This window comes from Actinomadura kijaniata (assembly GCF_014138665.1).
GTDB lineage: Bacteria > Actinomycetota > Actinomycetes > Streptosporangiales > Streptosporangiaceae > Spirillospora > Spirillospora kijaniata.
Genome location: NZ_JACJIA010000001.1, coordinates 410,860 through 430,382, shown reverse-complemented (window position 1 = coordinate 430,382; position 19,523 = coordinate 410,860). Strand labels below are relative to the sequence as shown.

Annotated in this window: 20 protein-coding genes; 6 read left to right on the top strand and 14 right to left on the bottom strand. The window is 74.0% G+C overall.

Features of this window, described 5'->3' with window-relative positions:
* Position 1 precedes the first annotated feature (1 nt).
* The 3 genes from HNR61_RS01925 to ribA are packed head-to-tail and all read right to left on the bottom strand — an operon-like array spanning position 2 to position 2,422.
* On the bottom strand, positions 2-979 hold the full coding sequence (locus HNR61_RS01925; RefSeq protein ID WP_182841378.1) for a zinc-dependent alcohol dehydrogenase: 978 nt from the start codon (positions 977-979) through the stop codon (positions 2-4).
* On the bottom strand, positions 891-1,793 hold the full coding sequence (locus HNR61_RS01920) for a CDP-alcohol phosphatidyltransferase family protein (protein WP_312897722.1): 903 nt from the start codon (positions 1,791-1,793) through the stop codon (positions 891-893). The genes HNR61_RS01925 and HNR61_RS01920 overlap by 89 nt, the downstream gene beginning before the upstream one ends.
* A complete protein-coding gene (gene ribA, locus HNR61_RS01915; RefSeq protein WP_182841377.1) occupies positions 1,790-2,422 on the bottom strand; it encodes a GTP cyclohydrolase II in 633 nt (210 codons plus the stop codon). Before ribA ends, HNR61_RS01920 begins: the two co-directional genes overlap by 4 nt.
* Before the next feature lie 222 nt (positions 2,423-2,644).
* Between ribA and HNR61_RS01910 the strand changes: the two genes are divergently transcribed.
* Complete coding sequence (locus tag HNR61_RS01910) at positions 2,645-3,556, top strand: oxygenase MpaB family protein (protein WP_182841376.1); 912 nt, start codon at positions 2,645-2,647, stop codon at positions 3,554-3,556.
* 66 nt (positions 3,557-3,622) lie between these two features.
* Here HNR61_RS01910 and HNR61_RS01905 read toward each other — a convergent pair whose 3' ends face one another.
* From HNR61_RS01905 to HNR61_RS01875, 7 genes are all read right to left on the bottom strand, one after another.
* A complete protein-coding gene (locus tag HNR61_RS01905) occupies positions 3,623-4,402 on the bottom strand; it encodes an ABC transporter permease (RefSeq protein WP_182841375.1) in 780 nt (259 codons plus the stop codon).
* Positions 4,399-5,343, bottom strand: a complete 945-nt coding sequence (locus tag HNR61_RS01900) for an ATP-binding cassette domain-containing protein (protein WP_182841374.1) — start codon at positions 5,341-5,343, stop codon at positions 4,399-4,401. The genes HNR61_RS01905 and HNR61_RS01900 overlap by 4 nt, the downstream gene beginning before the upstream one ends.
* A 100-nt stretch (positions 5,344-5,443) precedes the next feature.
* On the bottom strand, positions 5,444-7,699 hold the full coding sequence (locus HNR61_RS01895) for an Orn/Lys/Arg family decarboxylase (protein ID WP_182841373.1): 2,256 nt from the start codon (positions 7,697-7,699) through the stop codon (positions 5,444-5,446).
* Between the two features lie 143 nt (positions 7,700-7,842).
* The gene (locus tag HNR61_RS01890) at positions 7,843-8,724 is read right to left on the bottom strand and encodes a RecB family exonuclease (protein ID WP_312897721.1); all 882 of its coding nucleotides are present in this window, start codon (positions 8,722-8,724) and stop codon (positions 7,843-7,845) included.
* A gap of 49 nt (positions 8,725-8,773) precedes the next feature.
* A complete protein-coding gene (locus HNR61_RS01885) occupies positions 8,774-9,484 on the bottom strand; it encodes an MBL fold metallo-hydrolase (RefSeq protein WP_182841372.1) in 711 nt (236 codons plus the stop codon).
* Positions 9,485-9,494: 10 nt separating this feature from the next.
* Positions 9,495-10,325, bottom strand: coding sequence for a PHP domain-containing protein (locus tag HNR61_RS01880; RefSeq protein WP_182841371.1), 831 nt, complete (start codon positions 10,323-10,325; stop codon positions 9,495-9,497).
* A 39-nt stretch (positions 10,326-10,364) separates the two neighbouring features.
* Complete coding sequence (locus HNR61_RS01875) at positions 10,365-11,009, bottom strand: DUF6758 family protein (RefSeq protein ID WP_182841370.1); 645 nt, start codon at positions 11,007-11,009, stop codon at positions 10,365-10,367.
* An 82-nt stretch (positions 11,010-11,091) separates the two neighbouring features.
* Between HNR61_RS01875 and HNR61_RS01870 the strand changes: the two genes are divergently transcribed.
* From HNR61_RS01870 to HNR61_RS01860, 3 genes are read left to right on the top strand one after another with little or no spacing between them, the layout of a single operon-like run.
* Positions 11,092-11,487, top strand: coding sequence for an NUDIX hydrolase (locus HNR61_RS01870; protein WP_182841369.1), 396 nt, complete (start codon positions 11,092-11,094; stop codon positions 11,485-11,487).
* Between the two features lie 31 nt (positions 11,488-11,518).
* Positions 11,519-12,163 (top strand): nicotinamide riboside transporter PnuC, encoded by a 645-nt coding sequence (pnuC, locus tag HNR61_RS01865; protein WP_182841368.1) that lies wholly within the window; start codon positions 11,519-11,521, stop codon positions 12,161-12,163.
* On the top strand, positions 12,160-13,215 hold the full coding sequence (locus HNR61_RS01860) for an AAA family ATPase (RefSeq protein WP_182841367.1): 1,056 nt from the start codon (positions 12,160-12,162) through the stop codon (positions 13,213-13,215). Before pnuC ends, HNR61_RS01860 begins: the two co-directional genes overlap by 4 nt.
* Positions 13,216-13,217: 2 nt before the next feature.
* Here the strand turns inward: HNR61_RS01860 and HNR61_RS49815 are convergent, their stop codons facing one another.
* Both HNR61_RS49815 and HNR61_RS01850 read right to left on the bottom strand, forming a co-directional pair.
* Positions 13,218-14,609, bottom strand: coding sequence for a CPBP family glutamic-type intramembrane protease (locus HNR61_RS49815; protein ID WP_182841366.1), 1,392 nt, complete (start codon positions 14,607-14,609; stop codon positions 13,218-13,220).
* 72 nt (positions 14,610-14,681) lie between these two features.
* The gene (locus tag HNR61_RS01850; protein ID WP_182841365.1) at positions 14,682-15,623 is read right to left on the bottom strand and encodes an HpcH/HpaI aldolase/citrate lyase family protein; all 942 of its coding nucleotides are present in this window, start codon (positions 15,621-15,623) and stop codon (positions 14,682-14,684) included.
* A 266-nt stretch (positions 15,624-15,889) separates the two neighbouring features.
* On the opposite strand from HNR61_RS01850, the gene HNR61_RS01845 reads away from it, so the two are divergent.
* Positions 15,890-17,419, top strand: a complete 1,530-nt coding sequence (locus HNR61_RS01845; RefSeq protein WP_220508855.1) for an APC family permease — start codon at positions 15,890-15,892, stop codon at positions 17,417-17,419.
* Between the two features lie 27 nt (positions 17,420-17,446).
* Positions 17,447-17,962 carry a hypothetical protein gene (locus HNR61_RS01840; RefSeq protein ID WP_182841364.1) on the top strand — a complete coding sequence of 172 codons (516 nt, stop codon included), beginning with the start codon at positions 17,447-17,449 and terminating at the stop codon, positions 17,960-17,962.
* Positions 17,963-17,985: 23 nt separating this feature from the next.
* Here the strand turns inward: HNR61_RS01840 and HNR61_RS01835 are convergent, their stop codons facing one another.
* Positions 17,986-18,882 (bottom strand): RNA polymerase sigma-70 factor, encoded by an 897-nt coding sequence (locus tag HNR61_RS01835; RefSeq protein ID WP_182841363.1) that lies wholly within the window; start codon positions 18,880-18,882, stop codon positions 17,986-17,988.
* A gap of 13 nt (positions 18,883-18,895) precedes the next feature.
* Positions 18,896-19,450 (bottom strand): carboxymuconolactone decarboxylase family protein, encoded by a 555-nt coding sequence (locus tag HNR61_RS01830; RefSeq protein ID WP_182841362.1) that lies wholly within the window; start codon positions 19,448-19,450, stop codon positions 18,896-18,898.
* Between the last annotated feature and the right edge of the window lie 73 nt (positions 19,451-19,523).

The window sequence follows — 19,523 nt, the reverse complement described above, 5'->3', positions numbered from 1 at the left end:
CTCAATCCTCCCGGTCGTAGACGATCCGATGGCACAGCACGCCGGGCTCCCCGGCGGCCAGCCGGGGCATCACCTCCGGCAGTTCGGCGAACCGGCTCTCCCCGGTGACCAGGGCGTCGAACGCCGGGTCGGCCAGCAGCGCCAGCGCCAGCGCCATCCGCTCCGCGGCCCGGCCGCGCCGCGCGGGGGCGACCGTCCCGACCTGGCTGGCGCGCACGGCCAGCCGCCGCGAGTGGAAGGACTCCCCCAGCGGGACGCCGACCCGCCGGTCCCCGTACCAGCTCATCTCGATCACCTCGCCCTCGGGGGCGAGCAGCTCCAGGCAGCGGGCGAGCCCGGCCTCGGTGGCGCTGGTGTGGAAGACCAGGTCGCAGTCGCCGTCCGCCGCCTCGGGCGGCGCGTACCCCACCCCGAGGGCGGCGGCGACTTCGGCGCGGGCGGCGACGGGGTCGACGAGCTGCACGCGCGCCCCGGGGATCCGGGCCAGCAGCCGCGCCACGGCGCAGCCGACCATCCCGCCGCCCACGACGGCGATCCGGTCCCCGACGCGGGGCGCGGCGTCCCACAGGGCGTTCACGGCGGTCTCCACCGTCCCGGCGAGCACCGCGCGCTCCGGCGGCACCGCGTCGGGGACGACCGTGACGGCCCCGGCGGGCACCACGTACCGCGTCTGGTGCGGGTAGAGGCAGAAGACGGCGCGTCCCACCAGGTCGGGCGGGCCGTGCTCGACGACGCCGACGTTGAGGTACCCGTACTTGACCGGCCCGGGGAAGTCGCCCTCCTGGAACGGGGCCCGCATCACCGCGCGCTGGCTCTCGGGGACCCCGCCGCGGAACACCAGCGTCTCGGTCCCCCGGCTCACGCCCGAGTACCGGGTGCGGACGACGACGTCACCGTCCCGGGCCTCCGGCAGCCGGGCAGACCGGATCTCCCCCGTCCCAGGCTCTCTCAGCCAGAAGGCCAGCGCGGCCCGTTCCATGCCCCACCTCCGTCTCCCCGGCCCGGCCGTGGTTCCACAGCCACACCGTGTCGCGTCCGAACGACCACACCAGCATCCCCAGCGCCCCCAGCACCAGACCGTGGGCGACCGGCTCGGGCAGCGCCCGCGCGCTCGCGGCCGCCAGCACGACGCCCTGCATCGCGGCGACGGCCTTGCGCGCCGTGCTCGGCGGCAGGCCCCCGCGCAGCCACGGCAGCGCCCATCCCGCCACGACGAACGCGTACCGCATCCCGCCGATCAGCAGGACCCAGGCGCCCAGCGACAGCGACACCTGGACGCTCAGCACGAGGATCAGGAACGCGTCGACCTCCATGTCGAACCGCGCGCCCATCGCCGAGGAGGTCCCGGTCCGCCGCGCCACGGCCCCGTCCACCCCGTCCAGCAGCAGCGCCACCGCGGCGATCCCGACGAGCGCCGCCGGACCGGCGCCGCCCGCGCCGTCGCCCACCCATCCCTGGACGACCAGCGCGGTCACGCCGCCGACCAGCACGGCCCGGCCCAGCGTGACCCGGTCGGCGGGGCCGAGCGCGCCGCGCCCGGAACGGCGCACCGCGTTCCCGAGCAGCGCCAGCAGCGCCGCGCCGTACCCGGCGCCGGCCGCCCACGCCGCCGCGCCCAGCCCGGCCGCCGCCCACAGCAGCCCGAACAGCGCCGCCTGCGCCCCGGCGGCGGCCCCCAGCTCCCACCCGCCCCACGCCGCCGGACCCCACACCACCGGACTCCGCGCCATCACATCCCGCGCCATCACATCCCGCACCATCACATCCCGCACCGTCGCCTCCCGCGTCGTCATGCCCTCGACACCGCCCCCAGTTGCGGCAGGTCGTGCCCCATCCGGTCCCGCTTGGCGGTCAGGTAGCGGACGTTGCCGTCGTGCGCGGGGGCCAGCAGCGGGACGCGCGCCGCGACGCGGATCCCGTGCTCCTCCAGCGCCGCCACCTTGTCGGGGTTGTTGGACATCAGGCGCACCGAACCGACGCCCAGGTGGTGCAGCACCCGCGCCGCCGGGCCGTAGTCCCGCACGTCCACCGGCAGCCCGAGGGCGGTGGCGGAGTCGATCGTGTCGAGCCCCCGCTCGTCCTGGAGCACATGGGTGCGGACCTTCGCGACGAGCCCGATGCCGCGCCCCTCGTGGCCGCGCAGGTACACCAGCACGCCCCGGGCCGCCCGCGCGATCTCGTCCAGGGCCCCGCCGAGCTGGTCCCCGCACTCGCAGCGCAGCGCGCCGAACACGTCCCCGGTCAGGCACTCCGAGTGCACCCGCACCAGCACGTCCTCCCCGGACCGCACGTCCCCGCGCACCAGCGCCAGATGCTCGGGGCCGCCGGGCTCGTCCCGGAAGGCGACCGCCCGGAACGTTCCGCGCCGCGTGACCAGACCCGACTCGGCGACCTCCGCCAGCTCACCGGACCGTCCGCGCATGCTGTGCCACTTCCTCTCTCACCGGCGCCGACACCTCTCGGACGTCGCCGCGCACCCTGCGTCCATCCTCTGTACGGACGCCACCCCGCTCCGGGGTCACCTCTCCTCCGGAACAACGGCGCCCGCGGTGACGACGTTCACAGAGGGGGCCGGGTACCGCCACCCCACCAGGTAATGACACACTTACTTCGATTTGTCTCACCCGATTCTGGAGAGATGCGAATGGCGGCCACGGTCCAGCCCCCCGAGAGCGTCACCTGGCGCGTGCACATCGACCGTTCCATGTGGGTCGGCGGAGTGCGCGGCCTCATGCTCCAGGCCCTCCACCCCATGGCCATGTGGGGCGTCTGGCAGAACTCCAACTTCCAGGAGGACCCCCTCGGGCGGCTCCAGCGCACGGCCGACTTCGTCGGCATGGCGACGTTCGGCGGCCCCGAGGAGATCGCCGAGCTCGCGGCCAGGGTCCGCGGCATCCACCGCGGCCTGCGCATCCTCAACCACGACACGGGCAGGAGGGAACGCCTCGACCAGCCCGAGCTGCTGCTCTGGGTCCACTGCGCCGAGGTCCACTCCTACCTGGAGGTCGCACGCCGTTCCGGTCTCCCCCTCACCGACAGGATGGCCGACCAGTACCTCGACGAGCAGCGCCACACCGCCACCTACGTCGGCCTGCACGCCGAGGACGTCCCCGGCAGCGTCGCGGAGATGGAGACCTACATCAACGACATGCGGTCCTCCCTGCGTGTCACCGAGGAGGCCGCCGCGACGGTGCGGTTCCTGCTGTGGCCGACCATGCCGGAGAACCTGCGGTTCCTCACGCCCGGCAAGCCCGGCTACCTCCCGTTCGGCGCGCTGTGCTACTACTCGCTGCCGGACTGGGCGCGCAAGATGTACGGGGTGCTGCCGGAGGTGCCGCAGCCCGCCGTGACGGCCGCGCTGCGGTCGTTCCGGCTGGCGATGACGGCCGTTCCCGAACGCCTGCACGACTTCGCGTTCATGAAGCCGACCCGCGACATGCTGGAGCGCTCCCGGCGCCGCCTGGCCGCCGAGGGCTACGACCTGTCCCAGGGGCTGATCGGCCTGCGCGACCCCCGCACCTGGCCGTCCCAGCGCAGGTCCCTGACCCCCGCCTGACGTCCGCGCCGGCCCGCCGCCCCGGGAGACGCCACCTCAGATGGTGCCGCCTCAGATGGTGCCGCCTCAGGTGATGTCGCGGCGGGTCGTCGTGAACGCCGCGATCGCCGCGAACGCCAGGCCGTAGGCCAGCAACAGCAGCATCCCGCCCCAGGCGGGCAGCGTGTCCAGCTCGCCCATGCCGCCGAACCCGCCGGTGGTGCGGGTGATCGCGCGGACCGCGCCCGCCGGGAGCCACTGCCCGACCTCCGGCAGCGCCACCGTCACGATCGCCTCGACCAGCTGCACCCAGCCCACCGCGATGATGATCGCCGCGACCTGGTTGCGGACCAGCGCGCCCAGCCCCAGCCCGACCAGCGCGTACAGGCCCATCGCCAGGACCGTGCCGCCGAGGATCATCGGGATGTCGTGGTCCAGCAGCGAGGTGGACCCGCCCTTGATCGCCAGCGCGGGCCAGGCGACCGCCACCGTGAACAGCACCGTCGCCACGCCGAACGCCAGCCCGAACAGGAAGTACGACAGCAGCTTGGCCGCCAGCAGCCGGTACCGGCGGGGCGTCACCAGGAACGCCTGCGTGATCGTCTGGAAGCGGTACTCGCCGGTGATCCCGATGATGCCGAGGATCATCATGAACAGCGTCCCGGCGCTGGCGCTGGCGTACATGCCGCGCACCGTGGCCGGATCGGTGACCGGCGGCAGCGCGGACTCGCCGTTCATCTCGGCGCCCGCCAGCGCGATGTAGAAGCCGAGGCCCAGCAGCGCGAAGCCGAGCGACAGCGCCAGCATCCCGAGCCACATCCGGGTCGAGCGGATCTTCAGCAGCTCCGCCCTGATCAGCCTGGTCACGACGCCGCCTCCGCGCTGACGGCCGGGTCCCCCGCCGCCGGTTCCGTCCCGCCGAACTCCGCCATGGTCAGCTCCAGGAAGATCTTCTCCAGTCCGGAGCGGCCCGCCGACAGCTCCGTCAGCACCGCCCCGGCCGCCAGCGCCGCCCGCCCCACCTCGGCGGCGGCCACCCCGCTCACCCGCAACCGCTCGCCCTCGACGCGCACGGTGGCCCCGGCGCGCTCCAGCGCGGCGGCCAGCCCGGCGGCGTCGTCCGGGCCCTCGGTCCCCACCAGCAGGCCGCCGCCGTCCTCCCCGACCAGCTCGGCCAGCGGAGCGTCCCGCACCACCTTCCCGCGCGCGACGATCACCACGTGGTCGGCGGTCTGCTCCACCTCGGCCAGCACGTGGCTGGAGACCAGCACCGTGCAGCCCAGCCCGGCCAGGTGCCGCAGGAAGCCGCGCAGCCAGTGGATGCCCGCCGGGTCCAGTCCGTTGGCGGGCTCGTCCAGGATCAGCACCGGCGGCTGCCCGAGCACGGCGGCGGCGAGGGCCAGCCGCTGCCGCATCCCCAGCGAGAACCCCACCACCCGGCGGTCGGCGGCGTCGGCCAGCCCCGCCAGCTCCAGCGCCTCGTCGGCGCGGCCGGTCGGCAGCCCGGCGGCCAGGCACGTCACGCGCAGGTGGTCGCGGGCGGTCCGGCCCGGGTGGAACCCGGTCGCCTCCAGCGCCGCCCCGACCCGCTCGACGGGATTGCCCAGGTCGGCGTACCGCCGCCCGTCGATCAGCGCCCGCCCGGAGGTGGGCTCCACCAGCCCCAGCAGCATCCGCAGGGTGGTGGTCTTGCCCGCGCCGTTCGGCCCCAGGAAGCCGGTGACCTGACCGGGCCGCGCGGCGAACGACAGTCCGTCCACGGCGCGCACCGCGCCGAAGTGCTTGACGAGTTCCTCCACGAGGATCATCGCCACATCCTGTCAACGGCCGCATGCCCCCTGCATCCCACTTCGGGAGGAATTCAGCGCCGGGCGGCCTCCTTCCTGCGGATCACCGCGGCGCCCGCCGTCACTCGGTGACGCACTCGATCCAGTAGCGTCCCTCGGCGTCGCGGTGCGCGCCGTGGATGTCGGCGGGCAGCTCGGGGAAGGCGCGGTCGAACTCCTGCAGGGCGCGCAGGTAGGTCAGCAGCGGGCCGTCGTCGGGGCCGGTCGCCTCGCCGGGCATGAGCATCGGGATCCCGGGCGGGGTGATCACGACGGTGGCGGCGGCGACGCGTCCGGCCAGCCGGTCCAGCGGGACGCGTTCGGTGCCGTGGCGGATGAGCCGCTGGTAGCAGTCGGCGGGGGTGAGCACGGGCGCGGGCGGGTCGGTGAACACCCGGTCCAGCAGTCCGGCGACGCCGGAGTCGCGGAGCCGCCGGTGGACCCGCAGGCAGTACCGGCGCAGGGTCTCCCCGGGCGGGCCGAACCCGGGGACCGCCTCGGCCAGCGGCCGGTCGGCGTCGTAGGCGTTCCGGAAGTCGATCAGGGCGTCGACCAGGGTGCCCCACTTGCCCCGGGTGATGCCCATGGAGAACAGCACCAGCAGCGTGTAGTCGCCGGTCTTCTCCACCACGATGCCGCGCCGCTCCAGGTGGGCGGCCACGATCCGGGCCGGGACGCCCCGGTCGCCGGGGTTCCCGGCCGCGTCGATCCCGGGGCAGGTGATCGTCACCTTGACCGGGTCGAGCAGGCAGTAGCCGTCCTCCAGGCCGTCGAACCCGTGCCAGGCCGCGCCGGGCTCCAGGGTCCAGCAGCGCGGGTCGGCCGCCAGCAGGCCCGGGTCGGCCTCGTCGAACGGCACGCGCTCCCCGGAGTCGGGGTCGGTGACGGACGGGGGCTGCCAGACGCCGAAGAACCAGCCGGACTCCCCCTCCCCGGCGGCGATCCGGCGGCCCAGCCGCGCCATGGTCTGCCGGAACCGCACCGCCTCGGTGATCGCCTCGCCGGTCAGATGGCGCCCCGCCGGCCCGTCCACCATCGCCGCCGCCACGTCCAGCGAGGCGATCATCGGGTAGAGCGGGGACGTGCAGGCGTGCATCAGGTAGGTCTCGTTGAACCGGTCGTGGTCGACCGGCGCGCGCGGCGAGGAGCGCACGTGCAGCATCGCCGACTGGGACAGCGCCGCCAGCAGCTTGTGGGTGGACTGGGTGGCGAACACCGTGGGCCGCCGCGGGCCGGGCAGGGTGCCCTCGTCCACGGCCATGCCGTAGCGGCGGCGGTAGAGGGGGTGGAAGCGGGCGTAGGCGAACCACGCCTCGTCGAAGTGCACGCGGGGCGTGCTGTCGCTCAGCAGCTCGGCGACCCGCACGGCGTCGTAGCACAGGCCGTCGTAGGTGGAGTTGGTGACGACGGCGTAGGAGGGGTGCGGGTCGGTCCCGGCCAGCAGCGGATGGCCGTCCAGGCGGGCCCGCACCGCCCCGGCGCGCAGGGCGGCGGGCGGGATGGGCCCGGCCAGGCCCAGGCCGTTGCGCTCGGGCACCAGGTAGACCGGCCGGGCGCCGCTGATGGTCAGCGCGTGCTGCACCGACTTGTGGCAGTTGCGGTCCACCAGGGCGGGCTCGTCGCGGGCGATGGCGTGGTGGCCGACGACGCGGTTGGCGGTGGAGTTGCCGTTGGTCACGAAGTAGGTGCGCTCGGCCCCGAAGACGCGGGCGGCGTTGCGCTCGGCGTCGCCGATGGGCCCGGTGTGCTCCAGCGGCGACCCCAGCTCCCCCACCGAGATCGACAGGTCGGTGCGCAGCAGGCGTTCCCCGTAGTAGTCGAAGAACGCGCGCCCGACCGGCGTCTTGAGGTAGGCCACCCCGCCCGCGTGCGCGGGGGTGTGCCAGGAGTACTGGTGGTGGTCCTCGAAGTCGCGCAGCGCCGAGAAGAACGGCGGCATCCTCCGGTCGGCGTGGTCCAGCGCGGTGCGGGCGATGCGCCCGGCGATGAACGCCGGGGTGTCCTCCAGCGGGAACACGAACCCGCAGATCACCTCGTACACCCACAGCGGCAGGTCGTGGGCGGCCCCGTCGGCCATCACCAGGAACACCGGCAGGTCGTGGTGGCGGTCGGCCACGCCCCGCAGGACCCGCTCGGCCTCCGGCGCGTCCCACTGCGCCAGCGCGGCCGCCAGCGTGGCGTCCGAGCGCACCACGGCCAGGGCGTCCCGGCCGTCGCGCGCCCACCGCACCCGCAGCCCCGCCCCCTCCAGGCCGCCGTGCACGCCGCGCAGGTGCTCGGCGAACACCGATCCGGCGTCGCGCGGCTCGTCGATCGCGAACAGGACAGTGTGCGACATCGCCGCCTCCCGGAGCAGGTCGGTCGCGTCCGGTGACGGAACGTGACCGCACCATTGTTGGGCGGCCGGTGGCGGCCGGGACAGTGGCGGCGTGGAGCGGCCGTCGTGGCCCCGGCGAATGCCGGGTCTGGCGGGCCGGACCGTCAGTCGGCGGGCAGCGCCGCCCACGGCTCCTTGCGGGACGCGGCCCGCTGCCCCTCGGGGCAGTGGCGGGAGAAGTCGCACCACGCGCACAGCGCCGACGGGTTCGGCGGGAACACCTCGTCGAACGGGGCGTGGTCCAGCGCCTCCCCCGGCCGGGGCCGCTCGGCCGGCCGCAGCGCCCGGTACGCCTCGTCGGCGTCCTGCGCCTCGGCGGCGATCTGCTCGGCCCGTCCCAGGTGACGCGCCAGCGACGCGTCGGTGTGCTCCCAGACGGCGACCTCGCCGGACGGCAGGTGGTGCAGCTCGACGCGGTGGCAGGGGCGGCGCAGCATCCGCGACGAGGCGACGGCGTACAGCGCCAGCGCCAGGGAGCCGCGCGCGTCGTCGGCGGTCAGCACGTGCCGCCCGGTCTTGTAGTCGACGACGACCAGCTCGGCGCCGCGGTCGTCGAGGCGGTCGACGCGGCCCGACACCGCGATCCGGTCGGTGCGGGTGGCGACGGTGCGCTCCACCCCGACCGGCTCGTCCTCGGGGTCCAGGCCCGCGACGTAGCGTTCGACCATGGCGCGGGCGCGGTCCCGCTGCCGGCCGGACTGCTCCTCGTCACGGAACCCGTCGGTGAGCCAGCCCCGTACCAGCAGCCGTCCGGCCGTCTCGGGGGTGCGCTGCTCGACCGGCAGCTTCCACCACCCGGCGAGCGCGTTGTGCACGCTGGCCCCGACGCTGTTGTGCGCCCACGGCGGGCCCTTGGGCGGCATCGGCCGGTCCAGATAGGTCATCCGGTACCGGCGGGGGCAGTCCAGCCACGCGTTCAGCCGCGACGGCGTGCACGTGTACAGCCGCCGCGGCATCCCCTCGAAGCCGAGCTGCTCGGCGCTCACGGCCTCGCCTCCGCTCGTCGCGCCCGTTCCGCGTGTGCGCGGCGGCGGGTCAGGACTCGTCGTTCTCGGAGGCCAGCGCGCCCCAGGACTCCCAGCGGGCGTTCTCGTCGCCGGCCGTGGTCTCCTCGCCCTGGCCGGGCAGCACCCGCATGTCGCGGGGCAGCGGCGTGATCAGCGCGCCGATCGAGTTGAGCTGCTTGCGCAGGTCCTCGAAGACGCCGCCGATCGAGCCGGGGCGGCCGCGGTGCAGGGTGTCGCCGGAGAACAGCACGCCGAGCTGGTCGCTGAGCACGCTCACGCTGCCCGGGGTGTGGCCCGGGGTGTGCTGGACCTCCAGCTGGGCCCCGGCGACCTCGAACACGCCGCCGTCCTCCAGCCAGATGTCCGGCTCCAGCGAGCGCAGCGCCTTGGCCTGCTCCTCGTCGTCCTCGTCGCGGGCGAGGCGGCCGAAGTAGTCGCGCCACAGCAGCCGGTCGGCCCGGTGCAGCGCGATCGGGGCCCAGTACTCCTCGTCCTCCTCCCCGGCGGCCGAGACCTCCAGGGCGGAGCCCAGATGGTGGTCGTTGCCGTCGGTGAGGATCACCGCCATGACCTCACGGTCGCCGACCTTGTCGAGCACGGCCTCGGCGTCGAAGCCGGGGTCGATCACGATGACCTCGGAGTCGTCGCCGATGAGGTAGGTGTTGTTCTCGACGTCGTACTCGGTGTCGTCCAGGGTTACCTTCCCGGACGTCACCACCTGTTCGATGCGCGCGTCCACGCCCCGCACCCTACCGTGATTCGCGAGTGGCGGCTCTGAGGCGTTCGAACGCCTCCGGGGCGGTGGTGTCGCGGGCCGGGATCTCGCCGTCGCGGCCGTGGAAGTCGCTGGAGCCGGTGGGGACCAGGCCGAGCCGTCCGGCGAGGGCGCGCAGGCGGGCGCGGGCGGCGGCGTCGTGCAGGTAGTGATCGACTTCGACGCCGGTCAGCCCGGCGGCGCCCAGCGCCTCGATCAGCCCGTCCGGGAACACGTGACCGCCGCGGGCGGCCCGGGGATGGGCGAGGACGGTCACGCCGCCGGCGGCGCGGACCAGCTCGACCGCGCGGAACGGGTCCAGCGCGTACCGCCGGGCGTGGGCGCGCCCGCCGGCGGCGATCCACTCGGCGGTGAACGCGTCCTTCTCCTCCGCGATCACCCCGGCCTCGACCATGGCGCGGGCGATGTGCGGGCGGCCGACCGCCTCGCCGCGCGCGTACCGGCCGACCTGCTCGTAGGTGATCTCGACGCCGAGCTCCCGGAGCCGGTCCACCATCGCCCGCGCGCGGCCCACCCGGCCGCCGCGGACGCGGGCCAGCTCGGCGGTCAGGTCCGCGTCGGCGGGGTCGAACCAGTAGGCGAGCATGTGCAGACTGTGGCCGTCGTACCGGCACGACAGCTCCATGCCGGGGACGAGCTCCATCCCCTCCGGAAGCGCGGCGCGGGCGGCGTCCCAGCCGGCCGTGGTGTCGTGGTCGGTGAGGGCCAGCACGTCCACCCCGGCGTCGGCGGCCAGCCGGACGACCTCGGCGGGCGTGCGCAGGCCGTCCGAGACGGTGCTGTGGCAGTGCAGGTCGATGCGCATGCCCCAGTCCTACCCGACGGGGTCACCGCTCCAGGGGGATCACTGCTCCAGGCGGGGGCTGGGGGCCCCGTAGGGCAGGTCCACCTCCATGCCGGGCTCGCGCAGGTCCAGCAGGCTCATCCGGGCGGCCATCAGCACCCCGGCCCCGGCGGGCCACAGCACCGCCCACAGCCAGTTGCCGAGGGCCTCGCCGACGAACACGGCGCGGTCCTCGCCGGGCACCGCCCACAGCGGCACCGTGTGGCCGGGCGTCGCCGAGGGGCCGCAGATCTCGATCTTGACGTGCGGCGGGCCGGTGTCGAAGCCCGCGCCCGGGTCGGGGCCGGGCAGCCCGGCGTGGAAGGCGCCCAGCCCGATGCCGGGCTCCTCGGCGATCAGCAGCATGTCGGCGGGCCCGCTCACCAGGTTGGGGCCCGACAGCGCGACCGCGCTGGCGCGGGTGCCGGTGCGCTCGTCGCCGACCGACCCGAAGCCGGTGACCAGCCAGCCGTGGGGCAACGGCCAGGGGGTCCACACCGGGACGCGGACGTCGTGCAGCAGGGCGGCCAGCCCCTCGGGCCCGGGGCGTTTGGCGGGTTGCCGGGGCAGCACGGCGCCGTGCACGGCACAGATCCAGTCGCTCGACCACGCGTTCGGGGGCCGCAACCGACCCGTGCAGCGTGGGCAGGTGGGCTCCGCCCTCATGGTTACCTAGCGTGCGTGCCGGAATTCGGCTCGTCAAGGTCATCACGGTCGACGGTCCGGAAAGTCCGGCCAAAATAGGCGCATGCGGGTGCGATGCGTGGGTGGGATCGTCCGGGACGAGGCCGGACGGCTGTTGCTGATCAAGCGGGGGCACGCCCCCTCGGCGGGGCTGTGGTCGGTCCCGGGCGGCCGGGTCGATCCCGGCGAGACCGACGCCGCCGCCGTGGTCCGCGAGATGCGCGAGGAGACCGGCCTGGAGGTCTCCGTGGGCCCGCTGGTCGGGACCGTCGACCGCCCCGGCGCGAACGGCGTCGTCTACGAGATCCACGACTACGAGGCCACCGCGGTCGGCGGCGTCCTGGCCGCGGGCGACGACGCCGCCGACGCCGCCTGGTTCACCCCGGCCGAGATCCGCTCCCTCCCCACCGCCCCCGGCCTGGTCACCGCCCTCACCACCTGGGGCCTGCTGCCCGCCTGACCGCTCCCGATCCGCCGTTATCGTCAGGATCATGGGTTTGCACGATCTGCTGGAGCCGCTGCTGCGGCCCGCGTTCCGTCTCGGCGGGACGCCCACGAGCTGGGCCGAGCTGGTCGGGTTCGTCACCGGGGTCGTCAACGTGTGGCTGGTGGTCCGGCAGAACATCTGGAACTGGCCGGTCGGCGCGGCCAACGTCGTCCTGCTCGGCCTGGTGTTCCTGGACGGCGGGCTCTACGCCGACGCGGGCCTCCAGGTGGTCTACGTGGGGCTCCAGGCGTACGGCTGGTACTGCTGGAGGTACGGCGGGCGCGGCCGGGACGAGCTGCCGGTGCGGCGCACCACCCGGAACGAGTGGGCGCTGCTGGCCGGGGCGGGCGTGGCGCTGACGGCGGCGCTGACCTGGCTGCTGAACGTCCACACCGACTCGACCGTGCCGTTCTGGGACGCGCTGACCACGGCGTTGTCGCTGATGGCCGTCTACGGGCAGTCGCGCAAGCTGCTGGAGTCGTGGTGGTTGTGGATCATCGCGGACCTGGTCTACATCCCGCTGTACTTCCACAAGGACCTGCACCTGACCAGCGGGTTGTACGTCGTCTTCCTGACGCTGTGCGTGTTCGGCCTGCTGGCGTGGCGGCGGGACCTGGCGGCGCGCGGGCCGGTCGCGGTGGCCGCGTGACCCACGGGCACGGCGCTCACAGGCACGGGCTGGTGGTCGGCAAGTTCTATCCGCCGCACGCCGGTCACCACCATCTGATCGACACGGCCGCCGCCGCGTGCCGCCGGGTCACCGTCGTGGTGGCGGCGTCGACGGTGGAGAGCGTTCCGCTGGCGCTGCGCGTCGCGTGGCTGCGGGAGGCGCATCCGCAGCCGCACGTGGAGGTCGTCCCCGTGGTGGACGACGTGGAGATCGACTACGGCTCCGACGGCGTGTGGGACGCGCACGTGGCGGCGTTCCGGCAGGGGCTGGCGCTGGCCGGGGGCCCGCCCGTGGACGCGGTGTTCAGCTCCGAGGCGTACGGGCCGGAGCTGGCGCGGCGGTTCGGGGCGGCGCACGTTCCGGTGGACCCGGTGGCCTGCTGGCGGTGGCTGTCCCCGCCGGTCCGCGCCCATCTGGCCCGCCGGGTCGTGGTGGTCGGGGCCGAGTCCACCGGCACCACGACGCTGGCCCGCGCGCTGGCCGCCCGCTACGCCGCGCGCGGTGGTGTGTGGGCCGCGACGCGCTGGGTCCCCGAGTACGGCCGCACCTACTGCGAGGAGAAGCTCGCCGCCGCCCGCCGCGCCGCCGGGGACCCCGGTCTGTGGCTGGACGACCTGGCGTGGGATTCGGCGGAGTTCACGGTGATCGCCGAACGGCAGCTCGCGCTGGAGGACGCCGCCGCCCGCGCCGGGTCGCCGCTGCTGGTGTGCGACACCGACGCGTTCGCGACGACGGTGTGGCACGAGCGGTACACCGGCGGCCCCTCACCCGACGTCGAGCGCCTCCACGCCCGCGCCCCGCACCACCTGTGGCTGCTGACCGACCCGGAGGGGGTGGCGTTCGAGCAGGACGGGTGGCGCGACGGCGAGCCGGTCCGGCTGTGGATGCACGGCCGGTTCCGCGAGGAGCTGGAACGGCGCGGGATGCCGCACGTCGTGGTCGGCGGCCCGCACGAGGAACGCGTGGCGGCGGCGGAGGCGGCGTGCGACGCGCTGCTGGCGCGCGGCTGGGACTTCGCCGACCCCCTGTGAGATCAGGCGGGGGCGGGGCCGGGGTCGGCCGGCCGCCCGGCCACGGCGGGCTCCTCCGGGCGCGGCGCGGGGGCTCCGGGTGTGACGGTCTCCACCCTCAGGCGGCGCGACAGCCACCACGCGCCCGCCGCGTACAGCAGCATCGGCACGACGTCGGCGACCACGTACTGCCAGGGCACCGCGCCCTGTTCCAGGGTCAGGCGGCCGAACGCCGCCGGGAGCAGGAACGCCATCAGGTTGTTGAACACGTGCAGCGCGATGGCCGCCTCCAGGCCGCCGGTCCGCACCGTGAGCCATCCGGCGATCGCGCCGAACATGAAGATGTCCAGCAGGCCCCAGCCGGTGTAGCCGTGCAGGGACGTGAACAGCACCGCGCCGAGCAGGATGCCCGGCCACGGGGTGCGCAGCGCCCGGCCCAGCACGCCGCCCCCGCCGGGCCGGTCCTGCAACGTGCACGCGCCCACCGCCTGCGGGATCCAGCCCCGGAAGACGTACTCCTCGGCCGACGCCTGGAACGGCACCAGCGCCACGACGATCAGCGCCGGGAGCAGGAAGTCCGCCCAGCCGACCCAGCGGCCCTCCGGCTCGTCGGGGACGTCGCCGAAGATCCCGGCCAGCGCCGAGGCCCCGAACGACACGAACAGGAACACCAGCGCCAGCCCGCAGCACGCCAGCAGCCACCGCCACCGCAGGCGCCCCACCACCGACGACAGCGTTCCGGGGCGGCGGCGCTGGACGCCCCAGGCGCCCAGGAACACGATCGGGATGAGCAGCGCCAGCGCGGCCAGGTTGAAGCCCAGGTCGGCGTTGATGTTCCCGAACAGGGAGGTGTCGCTCTTCATCTCGGGCGGCTCGCCGTTCACCACGACGTAGCCGATGATCCCGAGGATCATCAGCACGGCGGTCGCCAGGAACGCGGCCCCCAGCACGGCGACCGTCCCGACCAGCGGGCGCCACCAGCGGTGCGCGTCGGTCCGCGCCATCTGGTGGAACGGCACGCCCGGCCGCACCGGCACGACCCAGGGCCCCCGCGCGGCCGGGGGTCCGTGGTACGGATGCGGCCCCGGCATCCCCGGCTGCGGCCCGTACGGGGGCTGCGCGTACTGAGGCGGCCCGTACTGAGGCGGCCCGTACTGGGGTTGGCCGTACTGGGGTGGCCCGTACGGGGCCTGCCCGTACTGGGGTTGGCCGTACTGGGCCTGCCCGTACGGCGGCTGGTCGTAGGCGGGCTGGCCGTAGGAGCCCTGGTAGGGGCCGGGGTCGTTGCCGTAGCCCCCCGCCCAGCCCGGCTCGCGGCCGCTCGCCGAGGACGGGTCCGAGGAGGAGGAAGAAGGGGAGGAGGATGACGAGGAGTCGGGCGGAGTCCAGCTACTCGAATCCGACTGTTCCGTCACACGGACCCCCTACCGTCCCGCTCCAGCACCTGCAACGAATGGTACGTGTCGTGCCCGGACACCGCCGCACCGTCACGAGGCGGGCGGGTCGAACGTCCGGGTGCGCTCCAGCCCGGCGGCCCGGCCCTTGGCGGCGATCACCAGCGCCATCTTCCGCGACGCCTCGTCGATCATCTCGTCGCCGAGCATCGCCGCGCCCCGCCGCTCGACGGTCGTGTAGTACTCGTAGGCGTCCAGGATCAGCTCGGCGTGGTCGTAGTCCTCCTGCGACGGGGAGAACACCTCGTTGCCCGCCTCGACCTGCGACGGGTGCAGCACCCACTTGCCGTCGAAGCCGAGCGCCGCCGACCGCTGCGCGACCCGCCGGAACGCCGCCTCGTCCCGGACGTTGAAGTACGGCCCGTCGATCGCCTGGAGGCCGTGGGCGCGGGCGGCCAGCAGGATGCGCATGAGGATGTAGTGGTAGGCGTCGCCCTCGGTGTAGCCGGGCGGCTGCTCCCCCACCACCAGGGTCCGCATGTTGATCGACGCCATGAAGTCGCCGGGCCCGAACACCAGCGTCTCCAGGCGGGGCGAGGAGGCGGCGATCGCGTCGATGGCGGTCATGCCGTGCGCGTCCTCGATCTGCGCCTCGATGCCGATGCGGCCGGCCTCGTAGCCCATGGCGCGCTCGATCTGGGTGAGCAGCCGGTCCAGCCACTGGACGTGGGAGGGGTCCTGGACCTTGGGGAGCATGACGCAGTCGAGGTTCGCGCCCGCGCCCTCCACGACCTCGATGACGTCGCGGTAGGCCCAGTGGGTGTCCAGGTCGTTGACGCGCACCACGCGGACCTTGCCGGTCCAGTCGCCCTCGTTGAGCGCGGCGACCACGAGCCCTCGCGCCTCCTCCTTGGCGGCGGGCGCGACCGCGTCCTCCAGGTCCAGGAAGATCTCGTCGGCCGGGAGGCCCTGGGCCTTCTCGATGAAGCGGGGGTTGCTGCCGGGCACGGCAAGGGTGGTACGTCGCGATCGCATGGGCCGGATGCTATCCACCGTCCCGGGCCCGGAACGGCCCGCCCCCGGCGGGGGTTTTCCGCCGCATTGGTATTCGCATCCGAAAAGCGAATGGCTTTGGCGGGGAAACCAAATTACACCGTGTAAAGAAACGGCAAAGGATCGCTCTTGAGTGTCCGCCCGCCGCGCTGCCACGATCGCGCAACGCCTCTCGCTCCCGCCCCCCGCGAAATACGCGGCCTTTTCCCCCGGGTCGCCCGGCTCATTCCCCGGAAGGTGGACTGCCCGTGAGCACCATCGAGAAGGAACCCGGCTCCACCGAGACGCCTCCCCAGGTCCAACGCCTCCGCAGGGACGCCGTCGGCCTCGTCGGCGTCATCTTCATGGCGGTCGCCACCGCCGCCCCCATCACCGCGATGGTCGGCAACGTGCCGATCGCCGTCGGCTTCGGCAGCGGCACCGGCGCGCCCGCCGGGTACCTGGTCGCCACCGTCGTGCTGACGGTGTTCTCCATCGGCTACGTGGCGATGGCCAAGCACATCACCGCCGCTGGGGCGTTCTACGGCTACATCTCGCACGGTCTCGGCCAGGTCGCCGGGATGGTCGCGGGCCTGCTGGCCACCCTCGCCTACGTGGTCTTCGAGGCGTCGATCGTCGGCGTGTTCGCCTACTTCGCGCACGGCACCGTCAACGACCTGATCGGCGTCGAGATCCCCTGGATCCTGCTGGCGCTGGCGATGCTCGCGCTGAACGCCGTGCTCACCTACTTCGACGTCAACCTCACCGCCAAGGTCCTCGGCCTGTTCCTGATCACCGAGATCCTGATGCTGGGCCTGATGGCGGCGGCGGTGCTGCTGAACGGCGGCGGCCCCGACGGCGTCCCGCTGGCCCCGGTCAACCCGGCCAACGCGTTCTCCGTCAACGGCCTGGCCGCCGGATCGGTCGGGCTCGGCCTGTTCATGTGCTTCTGGTCGTGGGTCGGGTTCGAGTCGACCGCGATGTACGGCGAGGAGTCCCGCGAGCCCAAGCGGATCATCCCGCGCGCCACGCTGGTCGCGGTGGTCGGCATCGGGCTGTTCTACGTGTTCGTGTCCTGGATGGTCGTCGCCGGGAACGGCCTGGACGAGGTCGTGGCGGTCGCCGCCGGCAAGGACCCGGGCCAGATCTTCTTCGGGCCGACCGAGCGGCTGCTCGGCTCCTGGGCGGTGGACCTGTTCAAGGTGCTGATGGTGACCGGCTCGTACGCGTGCGGGATGGCGTTCCACAACTGCGCGGCCCGCTACCTGTACGCGATCGGCCGCGAGGACGTCGTCCCCGGCACCCGCCGCACGCTGGGCGCCACCCACCCCAGGCACGGGTCGCCCCACGTCGCGGGCTTCGTGCAGACGGCGGTCGCGACCGCGATCGTGGTGGCGTTCTGGGCGGCGGGCCAGGACCCCTACATCCACCTCTACACGCTGCTGGCGGTGCTGGGCACGATGGCGATCCTCATCGTGCAGGCGATGTGCTCGTTCGCGGTGATCGGCTACTTCCACGTGCGCGGGCGGCACCCGGAGACCGCGAGCTGGTGGCGCACGCTGCTGGCGCCGCTGGTGGGCGGCATCGCGATGGTCTACGTCATCGTGCTGCTGTTCCAGAACCAGAGGACCGCCGCCGGGGCCGCCTCCACCGGGCTGTTCTTCCAGCTCATCCCGTACATCGTGCTCGGCACGGCGGTACTGGGCGCGGGCCTGGCGCTGTACCTGAAGTTCCGCGCCCCGGACCGCTACGAGATCATCGGCCGGGTCGTGCTGGAGGACACCGTCGAGCGCGACTGAGGGCCCCGGCCGTGAGACCCTGCATGCATGGGTGACCTGAACGGGGCGCTGATCGAGGAGGCGGCCAGGAAGTCGGGGCTGCTGTGGCTGGCGTTGCCCGGGCTGCCGCAGCCCCGCGCCGCCTGGCACGTCTGGCACGACGGGTCCGTCTACGTGCTGACCGGCGGCGAGGGCGAGCAGCCGCTGCCCGGCCTCCCCGAGGCCACGACGGTCCCGGTGATCCTGCGCAGCAAGGACAAGGGCGGGCGGCTGCTGACGTTCGAGGCGGCCGTGGAGCCGGTGGAGCCGGGCACCGCGCTGTGGGACGAGGTCGCCCCGCTGCTGGCCAAGGAGCGCCTGAACGCCGGGGGCCACGACGGCCAGCTCGAACGCTGGGCCCGGGAGTCCTACGTCCTGCGCCTCACCCCCACCGGCGCGGTCACCGAGTCCCCCGGCTCCTACGACGCGTCCTACGCCGCCGCGCCGACCGTCCCCACCCCGGCGACCACGGCGGGCCCGCCGCCGAGGATGTACGGGGCCAAGCGGCGCCGCGCCGACCGCTGAGCCCCGCCCCCTCGGCGGGCGGATCACAGGGGGAGGCCGCGGCCCTCCGCCACGGACCGCAGCTTGTCGGGGTTGCCCACCATGTGGATCTCCGCGACCCGGCCGTCGCCGTCCAGCGCGCCGGTCATCGCCATCAGCGGCCCGTCGGGACCGTCGATGACGACGCCGGGCTCCCCGTTCAGCCGGACCATGCGGAGCCGCCACTCGCCCGGGTCCACCCCGGCGAAGGGCTGGACGGCCACCTTCAGCAGGAGGCGGGCGACCTTGTCGGCCCCGTGGATGACGCGCAGCGCCGCGCGGACCCGGCCGCCGCCGTCGGTCCACAGCGCCACGTCCGGGGCCAGCACCTCCAGCAGCGCGTTGATGTCCCCGCCGAGCGCGGCGGCCAGGAACCGGTCGACGGCGGCCTCCTTGGTGGCCGGGTCGGCGGGGAACCGGGGCCGCCGCGCCTCCACGTGCTTGCGCGCCCGCGTGCCGAGCTGCCGCACCGACGGCTCCGAACGGCCCAGCGCCTCGGCGATCTCCGCGTAGGGGAACCCGAAGACCTCCTTGAGCACGAACACCGCGCGTTCCAGCGGGCTCAGCGTCTCCAGCACCACCAGCATCGCCATCGACACCGACTCGGCGAGCTCGGCGTGCTCGGAGGCGTCCGGCGCGGTCGGCATCGGCTCGGGCAGCCACGGCCCCACGTAGCTCTCCCGCCTGCCCTGGGCCGTGCGCAGCCGGTCCACCGCCAGGTTGGTGGTGATCCGCACCAGGTAGCCCTTGGGGTCGGCGACGCCGGACCGGTCGGAGGCCGCCCACCGCAGCCACGCGTCCTGCACCACGTCCTCGGCGTCGGCGGCCGTGCCCAGCATCCGGTAGGCCACCGCGAACAGCAGCCCCCGGTGCTCCTCGAAGATCCGTTCAACGTCGCTCACGGCACCGAACCTCTCACGGCCGCATCGGGATCTCGCAGTTCTCCTTGAACCCCTGCCCGACGAGCCCGGCGGCGGCGTTGAAGCGGGAGCGCAGGTTCTCCACCGCGACGATCATGGTGAGCTCCACGATCTGCCGCTCGTCCAGGAACGCGCGCAGCGCCTCGGTCAGCTCGTCGGTGACCTGCGGCGGGTCCATGGTCATCGCCTCGGCGTACTCCATCACCAGCCGCTCCTGTTCGGTGAACAGGTCGCTGTCGCGCCAGTGCGGCACCGCCTCGATCTTGGCGAGCGGGACGTCGTGCGTGACCGCCTCCCAGGTGCCGTAGTCCACGCACCACGAGCAGCCGATCCGCACCGCCGACGCCATCACCGCCAGGTCCTTGAGCCGGTGCGGCAGCGCGTTCCAGCGCAGCACCTGCAACTCGAACAATCCGTAGGCCGCCGTCACCTTCAGGTGGTGCCCCATCGCGCGCCCCGGGTCGAGCTCCTTGCCGAACTTCCTGCGGCTGAACCAGGCGAACAGCCGGTACAGCGGGGTGCGGGGCGGGTCCAGCGAGATCCGGGCCATGATCACTCCTCGGTTCGGTCCGTTCCGTCGCCCCCTGGGACGGGTCCGGCTCCCGAAATGTGACACGCACCCG